The following is an 18,615-nucleotide window of genomic DNA, read 5'->3' on the forward strand; positions in this document are numbered from 1 at the left end:
AAAAGTTGAAGTATCTTAGGAAAAAAGGTTGAACTACTTCAACTTTTCTTCTTCACTTTTTCATTACGTATTTTCGATAAAAACTCTGTAGTCATATTAAGGTACGATGCAAGAGCGTATTGTGGCAGGCGTTGCGCCACTTTTGGAAACTTCTCAAGAAATTCATTATAACGTTGTTCTGCATTTTGTGTAAGCATCGCAATAATCCGACGCGAATAAAATGCGGCAGATTTCTCAGCCATTAAACGAAATAGCTTTTCAAGATTATGAGTAGAAGCTTTCAGTTTTTGTTCGGCTTCATAATTTATCTGTAAAATCATACTATCTTCCAGTGCAACTATAAACATCGTCGCTGGAGTTTGGTATATATAACTATTATAATCAGCAATCCACCAGTCTTCAATCGCAAACTGAATCGTGTGTTCAGTACCTTTTTCATCAACCACATACGCGCGAAAAGCCCCTTCAAGCACATAAGTTCTGTGTTTGTTTACAAACTCAGGCTGTACAATAAATTGTCTTTTTTTTACTTTTCGCACTTTAAACTCAGACAATAAAACATTCATTTCGTCTGGTAATAAGGCGACTTTTTGGTTAATATTTTCAATAAATAAGGTTAGATCTTCCATGAAGTTTTAAGTTATTTAGCTATAACAAGGAGGTTTTATTTTATAGATTTCTGTTTCTCGCAGATTCTGCAGATCGAGCAGATTTCTTTTTAAACACACGCTACGTCATTGCGAGGAACGAAGCAACCACACTAGCAAGAATTAAGTATAATTCGAGAAAATTTGTGCAATTTGTGGCAAACAAAAAAATCAATGTTCCCCATACCCAACCTCATCCATTTTCCCGCTAAAAACACGATATTGAATAACAAAATAAACAATAACCAAAAACAAAGCAATGAAAAACCAACTCATTCCGGCGTTTAAACCGTATTCTCCGGCGGCGGTATTATAAATCGTTAATGACGGATTTACATTATTAGTCGAAGGCAAAACATTCGGAAAAATAGAAACGGCTGTTGAAGCAAATCCGCCAACTAAAAACAAGGTCGAAAACAGAAATCCTAAACCATCTTTTTGGTACGAACGCACTTTGAATAATCCTAAAATACCAACAAAAGTCAGTAGTGGAAAAAACCAAAGAATAGGATTTTCGACAAAATTATGAAACGGTTCCGGTTCAATAAAATGCCAGATTTGCAGCGAAATAATAACTAAAACCAATAAAACGATATTCAGTTTAAAAACAATATTTTTAAGCTGTGTATTCAATGACGAATTGGTTTTAAAAATAATCCAGTTTGCGCCGTGAATTGTTAATGCCACAACGCTTACAATTCCCAGAAAAAGAGTAAACCAATCGATAATTCCCAATTCATTTGCCTGCGGGCTAAAGGTTGGATTCCATAAAGGCAGAAAGAAAAAATGTGGTTCCTGCGTTGAAACTCCATTCGTTACCATTCCAAGATTTACACCGCGAACAATATTTCCCAAAGCAATTCCGAAGAAAAGCGCCAAAAGTAAACTCGCCATTCCAAAAGCTTTATCCCAAATCGTTTCCCACATTGGATGATGTACTTGCCCGCGCATTTCTAAACCAATTGCACGGAAAATCAAAAGCCATAAAATCATAATCAAAGGCAAATAAAATCCGCTGAAAGAAGAAGCATATAACGTTGGAAAAGCAAAAAACAAAACACCTCCGGCAGCAATAATCCAAACTTCATTGGCATCCCAAAACGGACCAATTGCGCTTGTAATTGCTTTTTTATCTTTCTCGGTTTTGGCAAAAAATAAATGAATAATTCCTGCTCCAAAATCATAGCCGTCTAATACAATATAAACAGCCAGAATTCCCATTAAAACGACGTACCAAAAAAATTCCATACTTATATTTTTTCTGTTGAAAGTTCCACATGACGAGGTCCTTTATTGATAATTTTTCCAACCAAAAGCAAAAACAACATTCCTAACAAAAGATACAATCCTATAAAACCCAGTAAAGTAAACAAGGTATTTCCGGATGAAACAGTTGGCGATGCACCTTCGGCAGTTCGCAATAAATTATAAACCAGCCAGGGTTGTCTTCCTAATTCTGCTGTATACCAACCGGTTGTATTGGCAATATACGGAAACGGCATCATAAACATGAGCGACCATAAAATCCATTTTGTTTCGAATAATTTCCCTCTTATTAATTGAAAAAGTGCAAAAGCCATTAATCCAATAAAAAGCGTTCCAAGTCCTACCATAATATGATACGCATAATACAATCCTGAAATATTAGTGGGATGCAGATCTTCTTCAAACTGATCTAATCCCTTAATTTCCTGATGCCAGCTTCCGTAAGTCAGGAAACTCAAAATATTGGGAACGGCGATTTTATTATCCAGTTTTTTATCTTTTACATCGGGCTGACCAATTAAAACAATTTCAGATCCTTCTTTTTCGGTATGAAAAATTCCTTCCATTGCAGCAAAAGTTACGGGTTGGTATTTCACGACATTTTTTGCCAGTAAATCTCCCGTTGGAACTGCGACAATAAGGCTCGAAATCAATCCGAAAATCACACCTGTTTTAAGAAATAGTCTTCCGAAAGAAACATTCTTCTGACTCAAAATATAGAAAGCGCCAATTCCGGCTACAACAAATGAACTCGTAACCAAAGATGCTGCCTGATTGTGCAAATACGAAGGCCACAACCACGGATTTAAGAATAAAGCTTTGAAATTCGTCAGTACAAATTTTCCGTTTTCGAGAATTTCATAACCAACCGGATTCTGCATCCAGGAATGTGTGGCAATAATTAAATAACCACTTGCCCACGAACCAATCATGATTAATAATCCGGTTACAAAATGCCATTTATGCCCGAGGATTTTTTCTCCAAATAAAAAGATACCCAAAAATGAAGATTCTAAGAAGAAAGAAAACATGCCTTCCATCGCTAATGTCTGACCGATAATTCCACCGGTTAATTCAGAGAATTTTGCCCAATTGGTTCCAAACTGAAACTCCATTGGGATTCCTGTTACAACGCCCATCGCAAAATTGAGAGCGAAGATTTTCATCCAGAAATGCGTGGCGTGATTGTATTGTTCATCTTTAGTTTTGAGGTATTTCCACTTAAAATAAACAATGATCAGCGAAAGACCCATTGTAAGTTGCGGAAAAAGATAGTGAAAAGTAATTGTGAAGGCGAATTGCATTCGGTCATAAAAAAGCATTTCTTCCATAGTGGTATTTTATTTATGAAGTCCCACAAATTTACCCATTAAAACCCGAAATTCCGACCAATAAAAAAAGTTTATCGCCTGATATTTGTTAAACTTTTCAACAATTTCGCCAAAGTTTGTAATTAGAATTCCTTTTCTAAAGGTAAAAAAAAGTTATTTATACATGATGCCTACAAAACTATTCCTTCTTCAAAATTCCTTTTTCTAAACTTTCATTTATTAATCCTTCAGCATAATTCCATATTGTTTTTGAACCTTCTTTTATAACGCTCTTTTTTTCGTGCACTTTATTATAATTCACGCCAAATTCTTTCCAGGTTCCTCCATCGTTAGACGTATTTTGCAATAACGGTTCTAGTCTGTCCATAGATTTTGCAAACTTTGCTTCGTTGGTTTCACCTGCTTCAAATTCTTCCCAAATGACAATCAATTCATTGGCTTGGTTTTTAGGCAATAATCCAAAAATGCGATTTGCCGCCAATCGTTCTTCATCAGTATTATCGTGACTTTTTTGCGTATCATATATAAAGGTATCTCCGGCGTCGATTTCTACAATATCATGTATCAAAACCATTTTTACGACTTTTAAAACATCAATTGGCTCATTTGAATGTTCTGCTAAAACAATTGCCATCAAAGCCAAATGCCAGCTGTGTTCTGCATCATTTTCGTTTCGGTCGCTATTAAACAGTTTGGTTTTGCGCTGAATGTATTTTACTTTATCAATTTCTTTTATAAAAGCAATTTGATGTAACAAATCTTCTGTGTTCATATGGATGATTTTTCGTAGTGTTGTAAAATTACGTCAATTTTTTTTTTACACAAAAATCAATTTTCTGTAACATTAGTCACCTATTTTAATAAAAAACAAAGTTATCTTTGTAACCCATCATTTTTCAATTCATATCATGAAAATAGAACAAATCTACACCGGATGTCTTGCTCAAGGTGCATATTATATAACTTCAAACGGAGAAGCTGCGATTATAGATCCGTTAAGAGAAATTCAGCCTTATCTGGATCGTTTAGAACGCGATCAGGTAAAATTAAAATACATTTTTGAAACGCATTTTCACGCTGATTTCGTTTCGGGTCACATTGATTTAAGCAAAGAAACTCAGGCACCAATTGTTTACGGACCAAATGCTGCCTGCGAATTTGATTGCATTTCTGCCAAAGACGGACAGGAATTTAAAATTGGAAAAATTACCATTAAAGCGTTGCATACTCCGGGTCATACTATGGAAAGTACAACGTATTTATTGATTGACGAAAACGGAAAAGATCATGCCATTTTTTCCGGAGATACTTTGTTTATAGGCGATGTTGGTCGTCCGGATTTAGCCCAAAAAGCAGCCGGAATGACTCAGGATCAATTGGCGGGAATTTTATATCATTCTTTAAGAGATAAAATCATGACGCTTGCTGATGACGTTATCGTTTATCCGGCGCATGGTGCGGGAAGCGCGTGCGGAAAAAATATGAGTAAGGAAACAGTTTCTACTATTGGAAATCAAAAAGCGACTAATTATGCGTTGCGTGCCAATATGACGGAAGCTGAATTTATTACTGAAGTTACGGATGGATTATTGCCTCCGCCAGCTTATTTTAGTATGAATGTAGCGATGAATAAAGGCGGCTACGAAAGTTTCGAATCGGTTTTAAATAACGGAATGAAAGCTATTAAAGTAGACGAATTTGAGGCTGTTGCCGAAGAAACCGGGGCATTGATTTTAGATACCAGAAAAAGTGGCGATTTTTATAAAGGATTTATTCCGCAATCTATTAATATAGGCATCAACGGAGATTTTGCGCCGTGGGTTGGAACTTTAGTTGCCGATGTAAAACAGCCAATTATATTGGTTACAGAAACCGGTCTTGAAGAAGAAACCGTAACACGTTTAAGCCGTGTAGGTTTTGATTCGATTATTGGTCATCTTGAAGGGGGTTTTGAAGCCTGGAAAAATGCAGGTTTTGAAGTTGATACGGTAAACCGAATTTCGGCAGAGCAATTTGCAGGCGAATTTAAAATTGAAAAAGATAAAGTAATCGATATTCGCAAAGAAACGGAATACGAAGCAGAACATATCGATGATGCTTACAGTAAACCGCTTGCTTATATTAATGACTGGGTGAAAGATATTAACCCAAATGAGCATTTTTATCTGCATTGCGCCGGCGGATATCGCAGTATGATTGCAGCTTCGATTTTACAAGCTCGTGGTTTCAGAAATTTTACCGAAATTGACGGCGGTTTTGGAGCGATTGCAAAAACGAATATTCCAAAATCTGATTTTGTTTGTCAGAGTAAAGTATTAAAGTAAATAAGTAACAAAGGTACAGAGGTACAAAGCGACAAAGGTTTTTAGCCTTTGAACCTTTGAGCCTTTGTACCTCAGAACCTAAAAAAATGAATCTATTAGAAATTTTGAGAGAACCTTGGCCTTGGTACGTTGCCGGACCTTTAATTGGATTAACAGTTCCTATTTTGTTGATTATCGGAAATAAATCTTTCGGGATTAGTTCTTCGCTTCGTCATATTTGCGCGGCTTGTATTCCGGCAAATATTTCTTTCTTTAAATACGATTGGAAAAAAGAAAGCTGGAATTTATTTTTCGTTTTCGGAATTTTCCTTGGCGGAATTATCGCAGCTTATTTTTTGGCAAATCCAAATCCGGTTGAAATTACGCCGCAGCTTTCAGAACAATTAGCTTCTTATGGAATCACGGATCATTCCGGATTATTACCAAAAGAACTTTTTTCATGGGAAAGTTTATTGACACTTCGTGGTTTTATTATGATTGTTGTTGGTGGTTTTCTCGTTGGTTTTGGAACACGTTATGCCGGCGGATGCACGAGCGGACATGCAATTATGGGAATTTCGAATTTACAATGGCCATCATTGGTAGCGACAATCTGTTTTATGATTGGCGGTTTTATTATGGCTAATTTGATTTTGCCTTATATTCTTTCACTTTAAAATTTCAAAAATGAATAATTTAGAAAATACAAATACCGATACTGAAGGAATCAACGGAAGTCAATTGAAAGATTCTGGTTTCTCAAACGTGAAATATCTTTTGGTTGGAATCTTTTTTGGAATTGTATTCGTAAAAGCCGAAATCATAAGCTGGTTTCGTATTCAGGAAATGTTTCAATTGCAATCTTTCTTTATGTATGGCGTAATTGGAAGCGCTGTTGTTGTAGGGATAATTTCGATTCAGATCATTAAAAAATTCAATATCAAAACCATTCAGGGCGAAAAAATCGAAATTCAGGCTAAAGTTTTCAGTAAAGGTCAAATTTACGGCGGATTACTTTTTGGTTTCGGCTGGGCAATAACCGGAGCTTGTCCCGGACCTTTATTTGCTCAAATTGGTACTGGAGTTACTGTAATTGTGGTTACTTTACTAAGTGCTATTTTTGGAACCTGGGTTTATGGTTTAATAAAAGACAAACTGCCTCATTAAGATTTTTTGCTTTTCAGTTATAATATATCAAACCCGACTGGTTTTTAAAACTTGTCGGGTTTAATTATATAAGTCTAACTTTAGTTAAATATCCAAACGTAAGTATTTTAATTCAAAAATTTTATACTACTTTTATACTACTTTTATACTAATTATATAGGGTTTGTATAACTATAAAATCAGTGTTAATTTTATTAACAAAGAATTAACACGACATTTGTATATACAACTATTAAAAACTTCTACATTTGTATATACAAATTATACACTTACGACTATGACAATTGAAGAGGTTATAAAAAGTACAGTTAAGATGGATAATGCGAAAAAAGTTATTCTGAATATCATGTACACGCAAAACGTAATTCAGGATCATTTCAGCGAGTTGATGAAACCGTATGATTTATCCGGAGAACAATATAATGTACTGCGTATATTAAGAGGACAAAAAGGAAAGCCTGCAAATATGTGTGTGATTCAGGAACGAATGCTGGCTAAAACCAGTAATACAACCCGATTAGTAGACAAATTATTGTTGAAAGATTATGTTACAAGAAAGGTTTGTGAAGGCAACCGAAGAAAAATTGAAGTTTTGATCACGCAAAAAGGATTGGATATTTTAAAAGAATTAGACCCTAAGGTAGATGCACACGAACGTTTGTTTGCCGGGAATATAAGCACTGAAGAATTAGAATTATTAAATAAATTATTAGAAAAATACAGAACCCAAGAAAATTAATATTTATGAGTACATTATTAGACAAGTTAAATTGGAGATATGCAACTAAAAAATTTGATGCAGCCAAAAAAATAAGTGCCGCTGATTTAAACACTTTAAAAGAAGCTGTTAGATTGAGTGCTTCTTCATACGGATTACAACCTTATAAAGTTGTTATTGTAGAAAATCCGGAAATAAGAGAGCAATTAAAAGCTGCTGCTTACGGACAAACTCAAATTACAGATGCTTCTCAATTGTTTATTTTTGCAAACGACTTAAATACCGGAGCTGAATCTGTAGATGCATATATTCAAAATATTAGCGAAACAAGAGGCGTTCCTGCTGATGCTTTAGCCGGATTTGGCGATATGATGAAAGGTACTATTGCTAACTTATCTGACGATGCTAAAAATATCTGGACAGCAAAACAAACGTATATCGCTTTAGGATTTTTATTAAATGCTGCTTCTGAATTACATATAGATGCAACTCCAATGGAAGGTTTTAATGCTTCCGAATTTAATAGAATACTAGGTTTTGACAAACTAGGTTTAAACGCTTCAGTAATTGCAACTGTAGGTTACAGACATGGTGAAGACGATGCACAACATTACAAAAAAGTTAGAAAATCTCACGAAGAATTATTTATCACTATATAATTATTATTAATCCAAAATCAATTTTAACAACATGAAAAATTTAAAAACAATTGCAATAGCATTATTCGTAGCAGTGGCTAGCGTTTCAGTAAACGCACAAACTAAAAAAATCGACGTAAAAGCAAGTACTATCAAATGGGTAGGTAAAAAAGTAACCGGAGAACACTCTGGAACTGTAAACTTTAAAGATGGTGCTTTAGTTTTCAAAGCAAAAAAATTAGTTGGCGGTAGCTTTACAGTTGACATGACTTCTTTAACTTCTACAGATTTAACTGGAGAATACCAAGGAAAATTAAACGGTCACTTGAAATCACCAGATTTCTTTGGAACTGATAAATTTCCAACTGCAAAATTAGTTTTCAAAACTATTGCAGCTAAAGCAACTGACGTTTATACTGTAACTGCTGATTTAACTATCAAAGGAATCACTAAACCTGTAACTTTTGATATCACTGTGGCTGGAAATACTGCTACAACTGCATTTAAAGTTGACAGAACTAAATACGATATCAAATACAACTCTGGTAACTTCTTCGAAAACTTAGGAGACAAAACTATCAATGACGATTTCGAATTGACTGTAGCTTTAAAATTCTAATATTACATATAGAATATTAAATTCTCAATATTATAAGAAATGCCTCAATAATTCAAAATTATTGGGGCATTTTTTTGTTTTGTTTTCAAAATAATAACGTTCATAATACTTAGATAACCCTTTGATAACAATGCTTGATGTTTTGATTAACATATGGCTTCTAATTTTGGGGTAATTAAAAAATCACAAACTAGAAATCAAAATTATAGTTATGAAAACAAAAACATGTATTGCAATTCTAAGTATTCTAAGCTGTTTTTTTCTACAGGCACAACAGCAACAAAGAGGAATTATTGGAACGACCAACTGGATGAATAACTGGACTAATTTTAAACCAGCAATTATAGAATATAGTGAAGCCAGCAATATTATTGCGGGAACAATAGATAAAGATACCAAATTATACAAACGTAATACATATCAATTGGTTGGTACTGTTTATGTAACCAATAACGCCGTTTTAACCATTGAACCGGGAACTGTTATTCGTGGAGATGATAAAACCTGCGGAACCTTAATAATTACGAATGGTTCTAAAATAATGGCCGAAGGTTTAGAAACAGATCCTATCGTTTTTACTTCAAACAAAGATGTTAACGACAGAAAACCAGGTGACTGGGGCGGAATAGTAATTATGGGAAAAGCACCAATAAACAGTTTGGGCGGATTGCATACTTTGCCTTTTGATCTTGACCCGTTATTAAATCATTACGGTGGTCAGGATGCCGATGATAATTCAGGAATTTTGAAATATGTGAGAATTGAATATTCAGGAAGAAAACTAAGCGCTTTGAAAGAACTTAACGGACTTTCATTAGCCGGTGTTGGACGAAAAACGGTTTTAAATTATATTCAAATTAGTTACTCGAACGATGATTCATTCGAATGTTATGGTGGAGGTTTTGATTTGAACAACCTTGTTTCTTACAGAACAACTGATGATGATTTTGATTTTACACAAGGAGCTCAAATTAATATTAGTAACAGTATTGCTATTCGTCACCCCTATTCATCAGACATTTCAGGATCAAGATGTTTTGAAGTGGATTCATACGATAAAATTGAAAATACTGATATCAATAAATTGACAAAAATAAACGCCAATAACATTACTCTTGTCAATCTTGAAGAAAATAATCAGGGATTGGTTAGAGAATCTATTCACATTAGAGAAAACACCTTTTTTACTTTAACAAATAGTATTGTATCAGGTTTTACCCCATTTGTTATATTAGAAGATAATATTGGAACCACAGATGCCAATCTATCTAAAATTAACTTTAAAAACATAGTAGTTAATAATTGTGTTGGCGAAATTACAAGTGAATCATCAGGTAATGATCCGGCAATTAAAAGTTTTTACAGCAAACCTGAATTATTATTAAATTATACTAAAATTAGAAATAGTGATTTATTTACAATGCCTAATATCAAAGGAAGCCCTGATTTTAGAGTAAATCAAAATAACACTATCGCGATTGGAAATTAAGGCTTTTAAATGATCTTATCTTGTGAAATTTAACAAATTTTCAGATTTAGAAAAGTTTTTTTTGAACTTTTATGTATTCTAATTCAAATTACATTTATATATTTGTGACATCAAAATAAGATATGAAAACAATAATGAACAATACTTGGTGGTGGAAGAATTTACGTCAAACGTCGTGAACAAAGCTTCCTATGGTATTGTAAAACTATAAAATATAAAAGGCTTGTCATCACGACAAGCCTTTTTTTTTGGTCAAAACTCAAGTGAAAATAATATACAAATTAAAAAAACGAAATAACATTGAAACCTTTTATACTCAACACACATTACAAACAAATTCTGGCAGACACGATCACGCCGGTAAGTATTTATTTTAAAATCAGAGATAAATTCCCAAACAGTTTATTACTTGAAAGTAGTGATTATCACGGAAATGACAATAGTTTCTCCTACATCTGCTGTAATCCGATTGCGACGATTAAAATCGAAAACGAAACTATCTCAAAAACTTTTCCTGACGGATCAACAGAACAAATTGCAATCGACGCTGCAACCAATATTCCCGAAGTAATTCAGGAGTTTTCAAGTCAGTTTCAATCAGAGAAAAATGATTTTAAATTCATTAATAACGGTTTATTCGGATATATTTCTTACGATGCCGTTCGTTATTTTGAGAAAGTTTCGATTGCAAAAAAAGACAATGCCACTTCAATTCCGGATGTATTTTATGCCGTTTATCAAAACATAATCGCCATTAATCATTTTAAAAATGAAGCATATATTTTTTGTCATAGTGTAGACGGAAGAAACAATATTTCGGAAATCGAGCAATTATTACAATCCAGAAATATTGCATCTTATAAATTTACCAAAGAAGGCGAAGGTTTTTCTAATTTAACCGATGAAGAATTCAAGCACAATGTGGCTTTAGCCAAAAAACACTGTTTTCGCGGCGATGTATTTCAATTGGTATTATCGCGTCGTTTTACACAAGGTTTTAAAGGCGACGAATTCAATGTTTACAGAGCTTTACGCAGTATAAATCCGTCTCCGTATTTGTTCTTTTTTGATTATGGAGATTTCAAAATATTTGGGTCTTCGCCCGAAGCACAAATTATCGTAAAAAACAGAAAAGCCGAAATTCACCCAATCGCAGGAACTTTTAAAAGAACCGGAAATGACGAACGCGATGCACTTTTAGCCAAAGAACTTTCTGAAGATAAAAAAGAAAACAGTGAGCACGTCATGCTTGTTGATTTGGCAAGAAACGATTTAAGTAGAAACGGACATGATGTAAACGTAGAAAAATACAGAGAAGTTCAGTTTTTCTCGCATGTAATTCACTTGGTTTCGAAAGTTACAGGTCATTTACATGAAAAAGCAACCACGATGCAAGTTGTTGCAGATACTTTTCCGGCAGGAACTTTAAGCGGTGCGCCAAAACACAGAGCGATGCAATTGATTGAAGATTATGAAAAAACAAATCGTAATTTTTACGGAGGCGCAATTGGTTTCATGGATTTTAATGGAAACTTTAATCATGCGATTATGATTCGAACTTTCCTAAGTAAAAATCATCAATTACATTGTCAGGCGGGAGCAGGAATCGTAGCAAGTTCTGATGAAGAAAGCGAAATGCAGGAGGTTTATAATAAATTAAGAGCTTTGAATACAGCGCTGGAAATGGCGGAAAAAATTTAGTTTTTAGTCACAGTTACAGTCACAGAACCTGAAACTTGAAACTTGAAACAAAAAAAACCTGAAACCTTGAAACCTGAAACTAAAAATATACATGAAAAACATTATTCCCTTTTTGATTTCAATTATGCTTTTTGCCGCTTGCGAATCTAAGAAAGAATCAAATGCAAATCCGTTAGCGGGAACCTGGCGTCTTATATCAGCAGAAACGACAGAAAAAGATTCGACATTCTCGACTTTCAATCCAAAAACAAAAATGATAAAGATTATAAATGAGACACATTTTGCATTTTTCAATCATGATTTAAACAATGGAAAAGACAGTACAGCAGCCGTATTTTTTGGCGGAGGCGGAAAATATACTTTGAAAGATAGTATTTATACTGAAAATCTGGAATATTTTAATAACCGTCAATGGGAAAATGGCAAGTTTGAGTTTACAGTAAAAATTAAAAATGACACGTTGACTCAAAAAGGAATCGAAAAAGTAGAAAAATTAGGAATCGACCGCATTATTACTGAAAAGTACGTTCGAGAGAAATAAAAATTTAGTTTCAAGTGTTCTTTGTTTCAAGTTTCAAGTTATTGGAACTTGAAACTTGAAACTTGACACGAGGCTTTAGCCGAATTGGCGAAGCAAACCTGAAACAAAAAAAGACATGAAAAAAATATTAGTTATAGACAATTACGATAGTTTCACGTATAATTTAGTGCACTATTTAGAAGATTTAAACTGCGAAGTTACCGTTTACAGAAACGATGAATTTGATATTGACGAAATCGCAACTTTTGATAAAATTTTACTTTCGCCGGGACCGGGAATTCCGGATGAAGCTGGCTTATTAAAAGCGGTAATTGAGAAATATGCGCCAACAAAAAGTATTTTAGGCGTTTGTTTAGGACAACAGGCGATTGGAGAAGTTTTTGGCGGAACACTTTCTAACCTTGATAAAGTATATCACGGCGTTGCCACAAACGTAAAAACCGTAGTTTCAGATGAAATTCTATTTGAAGGTTTAGGAAATGAATTTGAAGTTGGCAGATACCATTCATGGGTCGTTGACGCAAATTTACCTGACGTTCTTGAAGCCACTTCAATCGACGAAAACGGGCAAATTATGTCATTAAGACACAAAACGTTTGACGTAAGAGGCGTTCAGTTTCACCCGGAAAGTGTTTTGACTCCAAAAGGAAAATTGATTTTAGAAAATTGGATTAATAGCTAGTATTCAGTCACAGTTTACAGTAAAAAAACTTAGTCCCGAAGTCTCGGGATAGTTTCTCAGAACCTTAGCAACTTAAAAGAAAAAATGAAAACAATATTAAATAAATTAATCAATCACGAAGTGCTTTCAAAAGAAGAAGCTAAAAATGTATTGATTAATATTTCAAGCGGAAGTTATAATCCAAGTCAGATTTCGGCATTTTTGACCGTATTTATGATGCGAAGTATTACGATTGATGAGCTTTCGGGATTTCGTGAAGCTTTATTAGAATTATGTGTTCGTGTTGATTTATCAGCTTACAATACAATCGATTTATGCGGAACGGGCGGTGACGGAAAAGATACTTTCAACATCTCGACTTTGGCATCATTTATAGCAGCCGGAGCGGGAATAAAAGTCGCCAAACACGGAAATTATGGTGTTTCATCGATTTCAGGATCAAGCAACGTAATGGAAAAAATGGGAATTAAATTCAGTAATGATTCTTCGTTTTTAGAAAAATGTATCGATCAGTCCGGAATTTGTGTTTTACACGCTCCCCTATTTCACCCTGCAATGAAAAATGTTGGGCCAATCCGTAAAGAATTAGCCGTAAAAACCTTCTTTAATATGTTGGGACCAATGGTGAATCCGTCATTTCCTAAAAATCAATTGGTTGGTGTTTTCAATTTAGAATTGGCAAGAATCTACGCTTATTTATACCAAAGTACAGATGTGAATTTTACGATTTTACATTCGCTTGACGGTTATGATGAAATTTCTTTAACCGGACCAACCAAAACAATTTCAAATCATATGGAAGGCATGCTAAAACCGGAAGATTTTGGTGTTCGCCTTTTATCGCAAAGCGAAATCGAAGGTGGAAAAACCATTGAAGAATCTGCAGATATGTTTATAAACATTCTTTCAGGAAAAGGAACCGAAGCGCAGAATAATGTTGTTTGTGCAAACGCTGCAATGGCAATTTCGACTGTAACAAAATGCTCTCCGTTAGAAGGTTTTGAATTAGCAAAGGAAAGTCTATTCTCCGGAAAAGGGATTCAGGCATTGAAAACATTACAAGAACTAAGCAGGTAAAAATATAGTTTCAGGTTTGTTGTTTCAGGTTTCAAGTTGTTGGAGCGTGAAACTTGAAACCTGAAACCTGAAACAAACAAAACTCATGAATATACTCGATAAAATAATATTTGATAAACAGCGAGAAGTCGTTTTAAAAAAATCCATCATTCCGGTTTCGCAATTGGAAAGTTCTGTATTTTTTGGAAGAGAAACGATTTCTTTAAGTCAAAAACTTAGAACAAGTTCTACAGGAATTATAGCAGAACACAAACGTCGTTCGCCTTCAAAATCAGTAATTAACCATAGTTTTACGGTTGAAGAAGTAGTAAAAGGTTATGAAAATGCCGGCGCTTGCGGAATTTCGGTTTTAACAGATGGAAAATATTTTGGAGGTTCTCTAGACGATTTACTTTTAGCAAGAGCGAGCGTAAATATTCCGCTATTGCGAAAAGAATTTATTGTTGATGAATACCAAATTTTGGAAGCCAAAGCTTTTGGAGCCGATTTGATTTTATTGATTGCAGCAGTTTTAACTCGTGAAGAAATCAAATCATTATCTGAATTTGCTAAGAAATTAGGCTTAGAAGTTCTACTGGAAGTTCATAATCAGGAAGAACTGGAAAAATCGATTATGCCTAGTTTAGATATGATTGGCGTGAACAATAGAAATTTAAAAACGTTTGAGGTTAGCCTGGATTTCAGCAAACAACTGGCATCACAAATTCCGAATGATTTTGTAAAGGTTTCAGAAAGCGGCATTTCATCCATCGAAGCTATTTCAGAACTTAAACCTTACGGTTACAGCGGTTTCTTAATTGGAGAAAACTTCATGAAAACTGATAACGCCGGTCAAGCAGCAACAAAATTTATAAAAAGCTTACAATAAACACGAATTTCACGAATTAGCACGAAGAAAAATTAAAAAAAACTTTGTGTCTTAGTGCCTTCGTAGCAAAAAAATAAACACAATACAATGAAACTCAAAATATGCGGTATGAAATATCCCGAAAACATTCTCGAAGTAGGTGCACTCCTACCCGATTATATGGGATTTATTTTCTGGGAAAAATCCGCTCGATATTTTAACGGAACAATTCCGGAACTAATAGGAACGATTAAAAAAGTGGGCGTTTTTGTCAATCAGACTCAGGAAGAAATTCTGGAAAAAGTTGTAAAATACAATTTGCAAGCCATTCAGCTTCACGGAAATGAATCTGTTGAATTTTTATTGGAACTAAAAACAAAATTGAATAAAAAAATAGAACTTATAAAAGTATTTTCGGCTGATAATGATTTCGATTTCGAAATTACAAAACCATTCGAATCTGTTTGCGATTACTTTTTATTCGATACAAAAGGAAAATTACCCGGCGGAAACGGAACCACTTTTGACTGGACAATATTAAAAAAATACAAATCTGATAAACCCTTCTTTTTGAGTGGCGGAATCGGAATAAACGAATTAAAAGCCATAGAAGAAATTTCAAAAACCAATTTACCTATTTACGGTATTGATGTAAATAGTAAATTTGAAATTGAACCCGGGCTGAAAAACAAAAATCTATTTAGCAATTTCAAACGAAAATTTGATGTTGCCAACTTTTAAAATTGGAATAAAATGAATTTTAATGTCAACGAAAAAGGCTATTATGGAGAATTTGGAGGTGCTTACATTCCTGAAATGCTGTATCCAAATGTGGAAGAATTACGCCAAAACTATTTAAAAATAACAAGCGAGCCAGATTTTAAAGCCGAGTTCGACCAATTGCTAAAAGATTACGTTGGGCGTCCAAGTCCGCTTTATTTTGCCAAGCGATTATCTGAAAAATACAATACAAAAGTCTACTTAAAAAGAGAAGACTTAAACCATACCGGAGCTCATAAAGTTAATAATACAATTGGGCAAATATTAGTTGCCAGACGCTTGGGCAAAAAAAGAATTATTGCCGAAACCGGAGCTGGTCAACACGGAGTTGCAACTGCAACAGTTTGCGCGTTAATGGGCATGGAATGCATCGTGTATATGGGCGAAATTGACATTGCGCGTCAGGCACCAAATGTTGCCCGTATGAAAATGTTAGGCGCAGAAGTTCGTCCGGCACTTTCAGGTTCAAGAACGTTAAAAGATGCTACAAACGAAGCCATTCGCGACTGGATTAATAATCCCGTTGACACGCATTATATTATTGGTTCTGCGATTGGGCCACATCCTTATCCGGATATGGTGACGCGTTTTCAAAGTGTTATTTCAGAAGAAATAAAATGGCAGTTGAAAGAAAAAGAAGGACGTGAAAATCCTGATTATGTTGTTGCTTGTATTGGTGGCGGAAGTAACGCAGCCGGAACTTATTATCACTTTTTGCACGAACCACAAGTTGGCATTATTGCCGTTGAAGCAGCAGGAAAAGGCGTTGACAGCGGTCATAGTGCCGCAACAAGTAAACTGGGAAAAGTAGGCGTTATTCACGGTTGTAAAACGCTTTTAATGCAAACTCCAGACGGACAAATTACGGAACCTTATTCGATTTCGGCAGGTTTGGATTATCCGGGAGTTGGACCAATGCACGCGCATTTAGCACAAACAGGTCGTGGAGAATTTTTCTCGGTAACGGATGACGATGCGATGAATGCCGGTTTGCAGCTTACAAAATTAGAAGGGATTATTCCGGCGATCGAGAGCGCGCATGCATTTGCAGTTTTAGATCAAAAGAAATTTAAACCAACAGATATTGTCGTGATAAGCCTTTCTGGTCGCGGCGATAAAGATTTAGACAATTATATCGATTATTTTAAGTTGTAAATAAATAACTGGAAAAATAAATAATTTATGGAAAAGTTATTCTCATACGGAACATTACGGTCGAAAGAAATTCAAATGCGACTTTTTAATAAAGTATTAACCGGAAGCCCGGATTCTCTTTTGGGGCACAAACTAAAAAGCCTGCAAATTGAAGAAGAATTTGGAATGGCAGATTATGTCGTGGTTGTTCCCAGTGACGATCTTTCGGACATTATACATGGTGTTGTTTTCACTATTTCAAATACAGATTTGTCTAAAGTAGATGTATTCGAATCGAATGCTTATAAAAGGGTTCGCGTAACGTTAAGATCCGGAATTGAAGCCTGGATTTATATGGAAAATTAATAAAGGTGAACTTGTTGAGCAAATGAATGATAGTGCCACAGATTTTACTGATTCTCACTGATTTTGTTTCACGCAGATTCGGCAGATTAAAACAGATTTAATTAAAAAAATCTGCGCGAATCGGCTTAAATCTTTTTGAAATCTGCGTGAAATAAATTTAAAGTTAATCAGTTAAAACCCTTTTAATCTGTGGCAAAAACTTAATAATATATATCTGCAAGGTTTTGAAAAGCTTGCAGGAGTAAATAAAAAATATTAAAATGAACAGAATAACTCAAAAATTACAAGAAGACAAAAAGATACTTTCTATCTATTTTTCTGCCGGATATCCGAACTTAAACGATACGGTTCAGATTATTGAGGATTTAGAGAAAAATGGAGTTGATTTAATCGAAATAGGTTTGCCTTTTAGTGATCCTTTGGCCGATGGACCAACAATTCAGGCAAGTTCTACAAAGGCACTTCATAACGGAATGACAACTCAAATTCTTTTCGACCAGCTGAAAAACATCCGTGAAAGCGTAAAAATTCCGTTGATTATTATGGGATATTTTAATCCGATGTTACAATACGGAGTGGAAGAATTTTGTAAAAAATGTGCCGAAATTGGTATCGACGGATTGATTATTCCGGATTTGCCGGTTGATGTTTATGCGGATGAATACAAGGCAATTTTTGAAAAATACGGTTTAATAAATGTGTTTTTGATTACGCCACAAACTTCAGACGAACGTATTCGTTTCATCGACAGTGTTTCAAATGGCTTTATTTATATGGTAAGTTCTGCAAGTGTTACGGGTTCTCAATCTGGTTTTGGCAACACACAGGAAAGTTATTTCGAAAGAATCGGAAATATGAATTTGAAAAATCCTCAGATTGTTGGTTTTGGAATTTCAAATAAAGAAACTTTTAATCAAGCAACAAAATTTGCAAAAGGCGCTATTATTGGAAGTGCTTTTATTAAACATTTGAGTGAAAATGGAAGCGGGAAAATTAGTGAATTTGTTGGGGAGATTAGGTAAAAAAGTATTGAATTAAACGAATAAACGTTTAGTTTATCATTTCGATCCCGAGGCTTCGGGAGAGAATCGCACTCGTAATCGACAAAGATTGGCGACTTTCCTTACGTCCCGAAGCTTCACAAAAACATAGGAAAAAAGCTGAAATTTATGTTTTCAGCTTTTTTTATTGGTATATAAAGCATAATTTATACATAAAACGACTAAACCGTTTTCTGTTAAAATTGTGTTAAAATAAAATTAAACAACTGTTTAAATTAAACGCTTGTTTAATTTTGTACCCGATTAGA

The 18,615-nt window shown here is 34.5% G+C and carries 20 protein-coding genes; 16 read left to right on the forward strand and 4 right to left on the reverse strand.

Annotated features, from left to right (window positions below; genetic code table 11):
• Nucleotides 1-38 precede the first annotated feature (38 nt).
• The 4 genes from OLM54_RS10565 to OLM54_RS10580 all read right to left on the reverse strand — a co-directional run bounded on the left by OLM54_RS10565 (nucleotide 39) and on the right by OLM54_RS10580 (nucleotide 4,016).
• Nucleotides 39-629, reverse strand: a complete 591-nt coding sequence (locus OLM54_RS10565; protein WP_264534610.1) for a Crp/Fnr family transcriptional regulator — start codon at nucleotides 627-629, stop codon at nucleotides 39-41.
• 189 nt (nucleotides 630-818) lie between these two features.
• Nucleotides 819-1,895 (reverse strand): cytochrome d ubiquinol oxidase subunit II, encoded by a 1,077-nt coding sequence (gene cydB, locus OLM54_RS10570; RefSeq protein WP_264534611.1) that lies wholly within the window; start codon nucleotides 1,893-1,895, stop codon nucleotides 819-821.
• A 2-nt stretch (nucleotides 1,896-1,897) separates the two neighbouring features.
• Nucleotides 1,898-3,244 (reverse strand): cytochrome ubiquinol oxidase subunit I, encoded by a 1,347-nt coding sequence (locus OLM54_RS10575; RefSeq protein ID WP_264534612.1) that lies wholly within the window; start codon nucleotides 3,242-3,244, stop codon nucleotides 1,898-1,900.
• Nucleotides 3,245-3,422: 178 nt separating this feature from the next.
• Nucleotides 3,423-4,016 carry an HD domain-containing protein gene (locus OLM54_RS10580; protein WP_264534613.1) on the reverse strand — a complete coding sequence of 198 codons (594 nt, stop codon included), beginning with the start codon at nucleotides 4,014-4,016 and terminating at the stop codon, nucleotides 3,423-3,425.
• A gap of 136 nt (nucleotides 4,017-4,152) precedes the next feature.
• On the opposite strand from OLM54_RS10580, the gene OLM54_RS10585 reads away from it, so the two are divergent.
• The 16 genes from OLM54_RS10585 (at nucleotide 4,153) to trpA (ending at nucleotide 18,328) form a co-directional block, all read left to right on the forward strand.
• Nucleotides 4,153-5,568 carry an MBL fold metallo-hydrolase gene (locus tag OLM54_RS10585; protein WP_264534614.1) on the forward strand — a complete coding sequence of 472 codons (1,416 nt, stop codon included), beginning with the start codon at nucleotides 4,153-4,155 and terminating at the stop codon, nucleotides 5,566-5,568.
• Between the two features lie 86 nt (nucleotides 5,569-5,654).
• Complete coding sequence (locus OLM54_RS10590; RefSeq protein ID WP_264534615.1) at nucleotides 5,655-6,224, forward strand: YeeE/YedE family protein; 570 nt, start codon at nucleotides 5,655-5,657, stop codon at nucleotides 6,222-6,224.
• A 10-nt stretch (nucleotides 6,225-6,234) separates the two neighbouring features.
• Nucleotides 6,235-6,714, forward strand: a complete 480-nt coding sequence (locus OLM54_RS10595) for a YeeE/YedE family protein (protein ID WP_264534616.1) — start codon at nucleotides 6,235-6,237, stop codon at nucleotides 6,712-6,714.
• A 277-nt stretch (nucleotides 6,715-6,991) separates the two neighbouring features.
• Nucleotides 6,992-7,453, forward strand: a complete 462-nt coding sequence (locus OLM54_RS10600) for a MarR family winged helix-turn-helix transcriptional regulator (RefSeq protein ID WP_264534617.1) — start codon at nucleotides 6,992-6,994, stop codon at nucleotides 7,451-7,453.
• Between the two features lie 5 nt (nucleotides 7,454-7,458).
• Nucleotides 7,459-8,091, forward strand: a complete 633-nt coding sequence (locus OLM54_RS10605; RefSeq protein ID WP_264534618.1) for an NAD(P)H-dependent oxidoreductase — start codon at nucleotides 7,459-7,461, stop codon at nucleotides 8,089-8,091.
• Between the two features lie 31 nt (nucleotides 8,092-8,122).
• Entirely contained in the window at nucleotides 8,123-8,689 is a 567-nt protein-coding gene (locus OLM54_RS10610) for a YceI family protein (RefSeq protein ID WP_264534619.1), read from the forward strand.
• A gap of 211 nt (nucleotides 8,690-8,900) precedes the next feature.
• Entirely contained in the window at nucleotides 8,901-10,178 is a 1,278-nt protein-coding gene (locus OLM54_RS10615; RefSeq protein ID WP_264534620.1) for a hypothetical protein, read from the forward strand.
• A 300-nt stretch (nucleotides 10,179-10,478) separates the two neighbouring features.
• Complete coding sequence (locus tag OLM54_RS10620; RefSeq protein ID WP_264534621.1) at nucleotides 10,479-11,879, forward strand: anthranilate synthase component I family protein; 1,401 nt, start codon at nucleotides 10,479-10,481, stop codon at nucleotides 11,877-11,879.
• Between the two features lie 91 nt (nucleotides 11,880-11,970).
• Nucleotides 11,971-12,420, forward strand: a complete 450-nt coding sequence (locus OLM54_RS10625; protein ID WP_264534622.1) for a hypothetical protein — start codon at nucleotides 11,971-11,973, stop codon at nucleotides 12,418-12,420.
• 115 nt (nucleotides 12,421-12,535) lie between these two features.
• Nucleotides 12,536-13,102 (forward strand): anthranilate synthase component II, encoded by a 567-nt coding sequence (locus OLM54_RS10630; protein WP_264534623.1) that lies wholly within the window; start codon nucleotides 12,536-12,538, stop codon nucleotides 13,100-13,102.
• 84 nt (nucleotides 13,103-13,186) lie between these two features.
• Entirely contained in the window at nucleotides 13,187-14,179 is a 993-nt protein-coding gene (gene trpD, locus OLM54_RS10635) for an anthranilate phosphoribosyltransferase (RefSeq protein ID WP_264534624.1), read from the forward strand.
• Between the two features lie 85 nt (nucleotides 14,180-14,264).
• On the forward strand, nucleotides 14,265-15,047 hold the full coding sequence (gene trpC / locus OLM54_RS10640) for an indole-3-glycerol phosphate synthase TrpC (protein ID WP_264534625.1): 783 nt from the start codon (nucleotides 14,265-14,267) through the stop codon (nucleotides 15,045-15,047).
• 87 nt (nucleotides 15,048-15,134) lie between these two features.
• On the forward strand, nucleotides 15,135-15,767 hold the full coding sequence (locus OLM54_RS10645) for a phosphoribosylanthranilate isomerase (RefSeq protein WP_264534626.1): 633 nt from the start codon (nucleotides 15,135-15,137) through the stop codon (nucleotides 15,765-15,767).
• A gap of 12 nt (nucleotides 15,768-15,779) precedes the next feature.
• Complete coding sequence (gene trpB / locus OLM54_RS10650; protein WP_264534627.1) at nucleotides 15,780-16,961, forward strand: tryptophan synthase subunit beta; 1,182 nt, start codon at nucleotides 15,780-15,782, stop codon at nucleotides 16,959-16,961.
• Between the two features lie 27 nt (nucleotides 16,962-16,988).
• Nucleotides 16,989-17,306: a gamma-glutamylcyclotransferase family protein gene (locus OLM54_RS10655; protein WP_264534628.1), complete on the forward strand. Its 318-nt coding sequence runs from the start codon at nucleotides 16,989-16,991 to the stop codon at nucleotides 17,304-17,306.
• Between the two features lie 260 nt (nucleotides 17,307-17,566).
• Nucleotides 17,567-18,328 (forward strand): tryptophan synthase subunit alpha, encoded by a 762-nt coding sequence (gene trpA / locus OLM54_RS10660; protein ID WP_264534629.1) that lies wholly within the window; start codon nucleotides 17,567-17,569, stop codon nucleotides 18,326-18,328.
• Nucleotides 18,329-18,615 lie beyond the last annotated feature (287 nt).

The sequence above is a fragment of the Flavobacterium sp. N1736 genome (genome assembly GCF_025947065.1).
Taxonomy (GTDB): Bacteria; Bacteroidota; Bacteroidia; order Flavobacteriales; family Flavobacteriaceae; genus Flavobacterium.

What these genes read in the sequence shown, in the direction of transcription:
- trpD (WP_264534624.1), top strand. Translation starts at nt 13,187, where the DNA reads ATGAAAACAATATTAAATAAATTAATCAATCACGAAGTGCTTTCAAAA.
- OLM54_RS10615 (WP_264534620.1), top strand. Translation starts at nt 8,901, where the DNA reads ATGAAAACAAAAACATGTATTGCAATTCTAAGTATTCTAAGCTGTTTT.
- trpB (WP_264534627.1), top strand. Translation starts at nt 15,780, where the DNA reads ATGAATTTTAATGTCAACGAAAAAGGCTATTATGGAGAATTTGGAGGT.
- OLM54_RS10575 (WP_264534612.1), bottom strand. Translation starts at nt 3,244, where the DNA reads ATGGAAGAAATGCTTTTTTATGACCGAATGCAATTCGCCTTCACAATT.
- cydB (WP_264534611.1), bottom strand. Translation starts at nt 1,895, where the DNA reads ATGGAATTTTTTTGGTACGTCGTTTTAATGGGAATTCTGGCTGTTTAT.
- OLM54_RS10605 (WP_264534618.1), top strand. Translation starts at nt 7,459, where the DNA reads ATGAGTACATTATTAGACAAGTTAAATTGGAGATATGCAACTAAAAAA.
- OLM54_RS10590 (WP_264534615.1), top strand. Translation starts at nt 5,655, where the DNA reads ATGAATCTATTAGAAATTTTGAGAGAACCTTGGCCTTGGTACGTTGCC.
- OLM54_RS10630 (WP_264534623.1), top strand. Translation starts at nt 12,536, where the DNA reads ATGAAAAAAATATTAGTTATAGACAATTACGATAGTTTCACGTATAAT.
- OLM54_RS10565 (WP_264534610.1), bottom strand. Translation starts at nt 629, where the DNA reads ATGGAAGATCTAACCTTATTTATTGAAAATATTAACCAAAAAGTCGCC.
- OLM54_RS10655 (WP_264534628.1), top strand. Translation starts at nt 16,989, where the DNA reads ATGGAAAAGTTATTCTCATACGGAACATTACGGTCGAAAGAAATTCAA.
- OLM54_RS10595 (WP_264534616.1), top strand. Translation starts at nt 6,235, where the DNA reads ATGAATAATTTAGAAAATACAAATACCGATACTGAAGGAATCAACGGA.
- OLM54_RS10585 (WP_264534614.1), top strand. Translation starts at nt 4,153, where the DNA reads ATGAAAATAGAACAAATCTACACCGGATGTCTTGCTCAAGGTGCATAT.
- OLM54_RS10580 (WP_264534613.1), bottom strand. Translation starts at nt 4,016, where the DNA reads ATGAACACAGAAGATTTGTTACATCAAATTGCTTTTATAAAAGAAATT.
- trpC (WP_264534625.1), top strand. Translation starts at nt 14,265, where the DNA reads ATGAATATACTCGATAAAATAATATTTGATAAACAGCGAGAAGTCGTT.
- OLM54_RS10645 (WP_264534626.1), top strand. Translation starts at nt 15,135, where the DNA reads ATGAAACTCAAAATATGCGGTATGAAATATCCCGAAAACATTCTCGAA.
- OLM54_RS10625 (WP_264534622.1), top strand. Translation starts at nt 11,971, where the DNA reads ATGAAAAACATTATTCCCTTTTTGATTTCAATTATGCTTTTTGCCGCT.
- OLM54_RS10610 (WP_264534619.1), top strand. Translation starts at nt 8,123, where the DNA reads ATGAAAAATTTAAAAACAATTGCAATAGCATTATTCGTAGCAGTGGCT.
- OLM54_RS10600 (WP_264534617.1), top strand. Translation starts at nt 6,992, where the DNA reads ATGACAATTGAAGAGGTTATAAAAAGTACAGTTAAGATGGATAATGCG.
- trpA (WP_264534629.1), top strand. Translation starts at nt 17,567, where the DNA reads ATGAACAGAATAACTCAAAAATTACAAGAAGACAAAAAGATACTTTCT.